The organism is Ilumatobacter sp. (genome assembly GCF_030065885.1).
Taxonomy (GTDB): domain Bacteria; phylum Actinomycetota; class Acidimicrobiia; order Acidimicrobiales; family Ilumatobacteraceae; genus Ilumatobacter.
Window position 1 is genome coordinate 1 of sequence record NZ_JASJCS010000172.1, and the last position, 6,469, is coordinate 6,469.

Sequence of the window (6,469 nt, forward strand, 5' to 3'; positions counted from 1 at the left end):
GCTCCATCGAGGCAGTCTCGCGCCGCGACACCCGCCGTCGTGGCGTCCGCCGCCGTGGTGGGCCGTTCGGTCATCGGGGCGGTTCGGTGGGATCGTCGTCGTGGCCCGGCAGCGGTTCGGTGTCGTGCTCGAACGGGAGGAGGCGGGCGCGTGGCTGCCCGGCGTGGGTGATCACGATCTCCTCGCCGCGAGCGACATCGGCGAGCAGGCGCGACAGGTTCGTCTTGGCGTTGAGGACGTTGACGGTCCTCACATCGGGTGGCCCGGGGGCGGCGAGTCGCGGCGGCGCCGCTGATGCGACCGACGGTTCGTCGGCGAGCTGTCCGCGAACGGCGCGCAGGGTCGCAATGGCGTCGTCGATCGCGGCAGCCGAACCGGCTCGCGGCGCCAGACCCTCGGCGATGATCCGGCGAGCGCTCTGCGACACCGTCTCGTCTCGCCGCACGGCAAACGCCTCCAACGACTCGAAGAGATCGCTGGTGACGCGGATCGAGACGTGGCGCGACTTGTTCGCCACCGGTGCATCGTGGTCGGATCGTGGATCGCCCAGCATGTGTAGCACAACGTAGCACAACGGGGTTCTCCGATGAGCGATCCTGCCCCACCGAGGAGTGTGTTGCGCCACGCCGTCGCGGCGAGCGCGTGCGATTCGTCAGGAGCGATCTCAATTCGTCTTACAACGTCACACACACGGAGCACCGAATCGGCGCCCGACCACACAAGATCGGGCGGCGGGCCGCGACCGCCAGGGAGCCCCGCCGCAGCCGAGGGAGGAGAACCGGAGGGCCGACGAGCCCGCCATCCGGAACGGAATAGGTCACTCCCCTGCCACGTTCCATCTCGGTACACTCCCCTCGCCCACGACAAAAGGAACCTCGATGGCCAACGGCATCACCAACCTCACCAGTGCGACCTTCGACGAGACGGTCGCCGCGTCGTCCGCCCCCGTGCTGGTCGACTTCTGGGCCGAATGGTGCGGCCCGTGCAAGCAGATCGCACCCGTGCTCGAAGAGCTCGCCGGCGAGCTGGGCGACCAGATCAACATCACCAAGCTCAACGTCGACGAGAGCCCCGACATCGCCATGCGGTACAGCGTGATGAGCATCCCGACCCTGCTCGTGCTGCAGGACGGCGACGTGAAGAAGAAGATCGTCGGCGCCAAGGGCAAGGGCGCCCTGCTCCAGGAGCTCGACGAATTTCTCGCTACTTCCCGCTGACGCCCGGTCAGCGCGGCGAGGCAGTCCGCGACCTTCAACGCCGCCTCGGCGCCGCCGGGTTCCCGCCCGCCGGTGCCGAGGCGGGTTTTTTTTGCGCGGTCACCGAGGCCTTGCTGCGCGACTTCCAGCGGGTCAGGGGGCTGCGCGACACCGGCTCGTGCGACGAGGAGACCTGGCGGGCGATCGTCGAGGCGTCGTGGCGGCTCGGTGATCGGCTGTTGATGCTGGTTGCACCGAACCTGCGTGGCGACGACGTCAGCGAGCTCCAGGCGACGCTGGCCCAGATCGGGTTCGACTGCGGACGCGTCGACGGCATCTTCGGACCGGCCACCAGCCGTGCGCTCGAGGACTTCCAGCACAACTCGGGGTTGTACGTCGACGGTGTCTGCGGTGCCGGCACCGTGCGTGCACTCCAGGTCCTGGCGCGCCAGACGGGATCGGGCCCCGGCGTGACGGCGGTCCGCGAGCTCGAGTCGCTCACCGCGACCGCTCGCACGCTGGCCGACCTCCGCGTCGTGGTCGGCCAGTTCGGCGGCCTGAGCGCCCTGTCACGCCAGCTGGTACAGGCACTGCGCCAGCGCAGCGCCACCGTGCTGGCGACCGACGAGCCGGATCCGCCCGCGCAGGCCGCCGCCGCCAACCGGTTCGCCGCCACCGTGTACGTCGGGTTCGAGTCGGATCCGGGCGGTCCGCCCACGCTCCACTACTACGCCGTCCCCCAGTTTGAGTCGGCCGGGGGCCGTGCGCTCGCACGCCGCATCGCCGAATGCTGCGACGTCGCGGTGCCGGACCTTCGACCCGAGGTCCAGGGGATGCGGCTGCCGGTGCTGCGCGAGACGAGGATGCCGGCCGTGCTGTTCACGCTCGGCGACGTGCAGCCGGCCCTCGACCGGTCCGGGTCGCTGGTCGGCGCGATGATCGACGCGCTCGAGGACTGGGCGGGGAAACCGCTGTTATCCCCAGACTGAGCGCAGCTCACGCGCGGCTCGACGGTTTATCCACAGAATTCTCCCCACCCTGTGGTTCAAGGTCACGCGCGGGTTGAAACTCCTGTGACGAACGGCACACGGAGCGTGCCAGGACGAGCAGGAATTGCACGGTCGGTCACGGTTCGCTCGACGTCGTCGATGACGCAGCCGTGACGTGGGGCGATCACTCCCCCGTCATGCTGTCGCAACGTGGGGCGATCACTCCCGGGTCAATGCGGTCGCCACGGGGGGCGATCACTCCCCGGTCATGCTGTCGCGACGTGGGGCGATCACTCCCCGGTCATGCTGTCGCGACGTGGGGCGATCACTCCCCGGTCAATGCGGTCGCCACAGGGGGCGATCACTCCCCGGTCATGCGGCGGTAGATCCGCTCGAGATCCTCGAGGTCGGCGAAGTCGATCGCGACCCGGCCCTTCTTGGCGCCCATGTTCACGGCCACCCGCGTGTCGAGGTGGTCGGCCAACAGCTCCTCGAGCTCGAGGAGGCCCGGTGGGCGGAGCCGGGTGGTCGGCGCGACGCCCGCGCCGTCATGGGTCGGTTCGGGCGTGGCCTCGACGGCTCCGGCGTCGTCGGCGTCGGGAGCCGGACTGCCCGCATTCTTGACCGCCTCCTCGACCATCCGCACGGTCCATCCCTCGTCGGCAGCTTGACGGGCGAGGTCTTCCTGCAGCGCCCTGTCCGGCGTGGCGAGCAGCGCTCGGGCATGGCCGGCCGAGAGCTTGGCATCCGCGAGCAGGTGCTGGATCGAGGGCGGCAGGCCGAGCAGGCGCAGCGTGTTGGTGATCGCGGAGCGGCTCTTGCCGACCCGCTCGGCGACCTGCTCGTGGGTGAGCTCGAAGTCCTCGATCAGCTGCTGGTACGCCGCGGCCTCCTCGAGACAGGTCAGGTCCTGGCGGTGCAGGTTCTCGACCAACGCCTGCTCGACCGACCCCTCGTCGTCGCTGACCCGGACGACGGCCGGGATCGTGGCGAGCCCGGCACGGCCGGCGGCACGCCACCGCCGCTCCCCCGCGATGAGCTCGAACCCGGAGCCGACCTCGCGGACGAGCACCGGCTGCAGCACGCCGATCTGCTGGATCGACGCCGTGAGTTCGGCCAGCGACTCCTCGTCGAAGTGCACGCGCGGCTGGTTGGGGTTGGGTGTGATGTCGCCGACCGGCAGGTCGCGCAGGACCGCCTGGGCGTCGCCGGGCGTGGTCTCGCCCGGCGGGATCAACGAGCTCAGGCCTTTGCCCAAACCGCTACGACGAGCCATGGTGGACCTCCTTGGCGACATCGCGGTAGGCGATGGCGCCCCGCGATCGAGGATCGAACGTGATGATCGGCTGCCCGAACGACGGCGCCTCGGACAGCCGGACCGAGCGAGGCACAACGGCCCGGACGACCTTCTCACCGAAGTGCTCGCGCACCTCCTGCACCACCTGATCGGAGAGCTTGGTGCGAGCGTCGTACATCACGCAGACGATCGTCGACACGTCGAGCTCGGGGTTCAGGTTGCGCTTGACGAGGTCGACGTTGCGGAGCAGTTGTCCGAGCCCCTCGAGCGCGTAGTACTCGGTCTGGATCGGGACCAGTACCTCGCTGGCGGCCGCCAGCCCGTTGACGGTCAGCAGACCCAGCGTCGGCGGGCAGTCGACCAGGACGTAGTCGTAGTCGTCGATCACCGCCTCGATCGCCTTGCGGAGCCGGGTCTCGCGGCTGAACGCCGGCACCAGCTCGATCTCGGCGCCCGCCAGGTCGAGGCTGGCGGGAGCGACGAACAGGTTGCGGACATCGGTCGGCTCGATGCAGTTCTCGAGCGGCACGTCGTGCATCAGGACGTGGTACATGGACGTCTCGAGGCCGCGGTTCTCGATACCGAGGCCGGTCGAGGCGTTGCCCTGTGGATCGAGATCGACGATCAGGGTACGGAGGCCCAGCTCGGCCAGGCAGGCCCCGGTGTTGATGGTCGTGGTCGTCTTGCCGACACCGCCCTTCTGATTGGCGACGGCGATGACGCGGGGGAGGGGTCGCACGGGCGGGCGGGCGTCGGCGGCAGCGTCCATTGCCACACAGTCTGGTGGCTCGTACCGCCGTTTGCGCGGATCCCCGCATTGTTTCACGGGAAACATCCGCCGCCGGGTGCGGCGCAACGCGCGACGGGTCCCGCCGGCCTGCGCCGGATGTTTCACGGGAAACATCAGGGCCCTCATCGCCGGCCTGACCAGGCACGTTGCCGCCGGCCAGCCCGGGTCAGTCGGTGGGCCCCCCTGGCGGTTCCCGCCGGCGGAACACGGCAACCGGGCCATGACGCTCGCTCTCCACACCGAGCTCGGCCAGCAACTCCGGCGACCATCGATCGCCGGTTGGGGGTTCACTGATCACCACGCGTCCCGACGGCGCCAACAGTCGCAGCGCCGTCCGCAGCGTCGTCGCAGGTGGACCGAACCCGCGTGCCGTGACCACGTCGAAGGGACGGCATCGGCCCGCGCCGACCTCGTCGCACAACACGTCCACGTCGGCGCACCACACGTCCACGTGCTCGAAGCCGAGCCGCCGCACGGCCCGCTCCAGGAAGTCGGTCCGCTTCTGCCGGCGATCGATCAACACGATGGCGTCCCCCCGACGGGCGTCGGCGACCACCAGGCCCGGCAGCCCACCACCACTGCCCAGATCGACGATGCGCGAGCCATCGTCGACCGCAGCGATCGCCTCGACGAACGCCGCAGCATGGGCGGCGGCATCCTCGATCGACCCGGGCCCGAAAAAGCCGAAACGCTGCGCGTCGCGCAGCGTTTCGAGCAGATCGGGGTGCACGCGTCAGGCCGGGCTGATGATCACCCGGCGCGTCGGATCGTCACCCTCGGAGCGGCTCGTCACGCCCTCGACGTCGGCGAGCGAGTCGTGGATGATCTTCCGATCGGCCGACGTCATCGGCTCGAGCGCCTTGGGCTGCCCCGCCGCGACCACCTCATTGGCGACCGCGAGGGCGAACTTCTCGAGCGCGGCGCGGCGCTTCTCGCGGTAGCCGCCGACGTCGACGCGCAGCCGGGTGTCGTGATCGCCGAGCCGGCGCTGCGATGCCACGCGGGCGAGGTCCTGGATCGCCAGCAACGTGCGCCCGCCCGGCCCGACCATCAGACCCAGCTCGGTGCCGACGGTGCGCACCTCGAGGTCCGTGCCGTCGACCGTGACGTCGGTCGTCGCGTCGGCGCCGAATGCCTCGGCCAGGCCGGACATGAACGCGACGGCCGCGTCGCCGACCTCCTGCGGGGTGACTGTCGACTCGTTGTCCATCGCCTGCTTCTCCTTCTGTTGCGATCGTTGGCCACGGCGTCGAGAGCCGTCACCGTTGGATGCCGCGGTCGCCTCGGACGTCGCAGCCTGCTCGGCGACCGGCTGCGACCGGCGTTGCGATCCGTCGCGCTGCTGGGCCGCGTCGCGCCGTTCACCGCGTCCGGCGCCGCGCTGGCCTCCGTTGCCGCCGTCATCCTTGCCACCGCCGCCCTTGCCATCGTCACCGGCGTCGCGCTCACTCGTGCCACCGCCCTTCGCGCCGCCGCCCTTGCCGCCGTCATTCTTGCCGCGACCCGACGGCTTGCCGCCCTTCTTGCCCCGGCCACGGTCGTCACGGCGGTTCCTCCCCCGCCGCTCCTGCTTGGGTCGGACGGCGGCCGGCTTCACCCGGGCCCGCACCCGCGCCTCGCCGCGCAGCCGTCCGAACAGGCCGGTGCGAGGCTCCTCGAGGACGTCGAACTCGGCCTCATCGGCGGCGACACCCAGCTGATCGAGGGCACGATCCTTGGCCTCGTCGAGGGTCTTGGCGGTGGTCTGGACCCATTCCATGGGGTCTCCTCACTTACGCTTGCGCTTCGAGCTCGGCCGGTTCTGTGGTCGGCCGGAACGCTGCTTGGCGCTCGGGGTCGGTCGATTCTTGGGTGGCGTCGTCCGCTTCGACGGACGGACCGTGGGCACCGGCTCGGGTGCCCCCTTCTTACGGCGCGGCTGGCTCTCCTTCGCCTCGGCCAGCTGCTGACGGGCCTGCGCGAACGGGCTGCCCGCGCCACCGTCCTTCTTGGCGAGCTCACGCGCCCGCTCGCTGGCCGCCTGGGCCTGCCGGCCCAGTGACTCGTCGTGTCCGTAGAACCGCCACGTGATGTAGCGCTGCTGCATGATGCGCAGGATGGCCTGCACGATGTAGTAGACGACGAGGCCGAGCAGGAAGAAGATCTGGAAGACGGCGAAGACGACCGGCAGGTACTGCATCAGCTTCTGCTGGCCGGG

At 70.1% G+C, this 6,469-nt stretch carries 7 protein-coding genes and 1 pseudogene; 2 read left to right on the top strand and 6 right to left on the bottom strand.

What is annotated here, in order from left to right; translation table 11 throughout:
* Positions 1-70: 70 nt before the first annotated feature.
* Positions 71-517: a type II toxin-antitoxin system Phd/YefM family antitoxin gene (locus tag QNJ12_RS22695; RefSeq protein WP_300626242.1), complete on the bottom strand. Its 447-nt coding sequence runs from the start codon at positions 515-517 to the stop codon at positions 71-73.
* Between the two features lie 361 nt (positions 518-878).
* Here QNJ12_RS22695 and trxA point away from each other — a divergent pair, with 361 nt between their 5' ends.
* Both trxA and QNJ12_RS22705 read left to right on the top strand, forming a co-directional pair.
* Positions 879-1,217 (top strand): thioredoxin, encoded by a 339-nt coding sequence (trxA, locus tag QNJ12_RS22700; RefSeq protein WP_300626243.1) that lies wholly within the window; start codon positions 879-881, stop codon positions 1,215-1,217.
* Entirely contained in the window at positions 1,214-2,185 is a 972-nt protein-coding gene (locus QNJ12_RS22705) for a peptidoglycan-binding protein (protein ID WP_300626252.1), read from the top strand. The genes trxA and QNJ12_RS22705 overlap by 4 nt, the downstream gene beginning before the upstream one ends.
* 361 nt (positions 2,186-2,546) lie before the next feature.
* Here the strand turns inward: QNJ12_RS22705 and QNJ12_RS22710 are convergent, their stop codons facing one another.
* The 5 genes and pseudogenes from QNJ12_RS22710 to QNJ12_RS22730 all read right to left on the bottom strand — a co-directional run.
* Positions 2,547-3,461, bottom strand: coding sequence for a ParB/RepB/Spo0J family partition protein (locus tag QNJ12_RS22710; protein WP_300626244.1), 915 nt, complete (start codon positions 3,459-3,461; stop codon positions 2,547-2,549).
* Entirely contained in the window at positions 3,448-4,251 is an 804-nt protein-coding gene (locus QNJ12_RS22715) for a ParA family protein (RefSeq protein ID WP_300626246.1), read from the bottom strand. Before QNJ12_RS22715 ends, QNJ12_RS22710 begins: the two co-directional genes overlap by 14 nt.
* Before the next feature lie 187 nt (positions 4,252-4,438).
* Positions 4,439-5,002: an RsmG family class I SAM-dependent methyltransferase gene (locus tag QNJ12_RS22720; protein WP_300626247.1), complete on the bottom strand. Its 564-nt coding sequence runs from the start codon at positions 5,000-5,002 to the stop codon at positions 4,439-4,441.
* Positions 5,003-5,005: 3 nt separating this feature from the next.
* The gene (gene jag, locus QNJ12_RS22725; RefSeq protein ID WP_300626249.1) at positions 5,006-6,031 is read right to left on the bottom strand and encodes an RNA-binding cell elongation regulator Jag/EloR; all 1,026 of its coding nucleotides are present in this window, start codon (positions 6,029-6,031) and stop codon (positions 5,006-5,008) included.
* Between the two features lie 9 nt (positions 6,032-6,040).
* Positions 6,041-6,469: pseudogene (locus tag QNJ12_RS22730) on the bottom strand (hypothetical protein); the annotation flags it as partial.

Bases quoted from the DNA above. Each gene is read 5' to 3' on its own strand.
- trxA (WP_300626243.1), top strand. From the start codon at position 879: ATGGCCAACGGCATCACCAACCTCACCAGTGCGACCTTCGACGAGACG.
- QNJ12_RS22715 (WP_300626246.1), bottom strand. From the start codon at position 4,251: ATGGACGCTGCCGCCGACGCCCGCCCGCCCGTGCGACCCCTCCCCCGC.
- jag (WP_300626249.1), bottom strand. From the start codon at position 6,031: ATGGAATGGGTCCAGACCACCGCCAAGACCCTCGACGAGGCCAAGGAT.
- QNJ12_RS22710 (WP_300626244.1), bottom strand. From the start codon at position 3,461: ATGGCTCGTCGTAGCGGTTTGGGCAAAGGCCTGAGCTCGTTGATCCCG.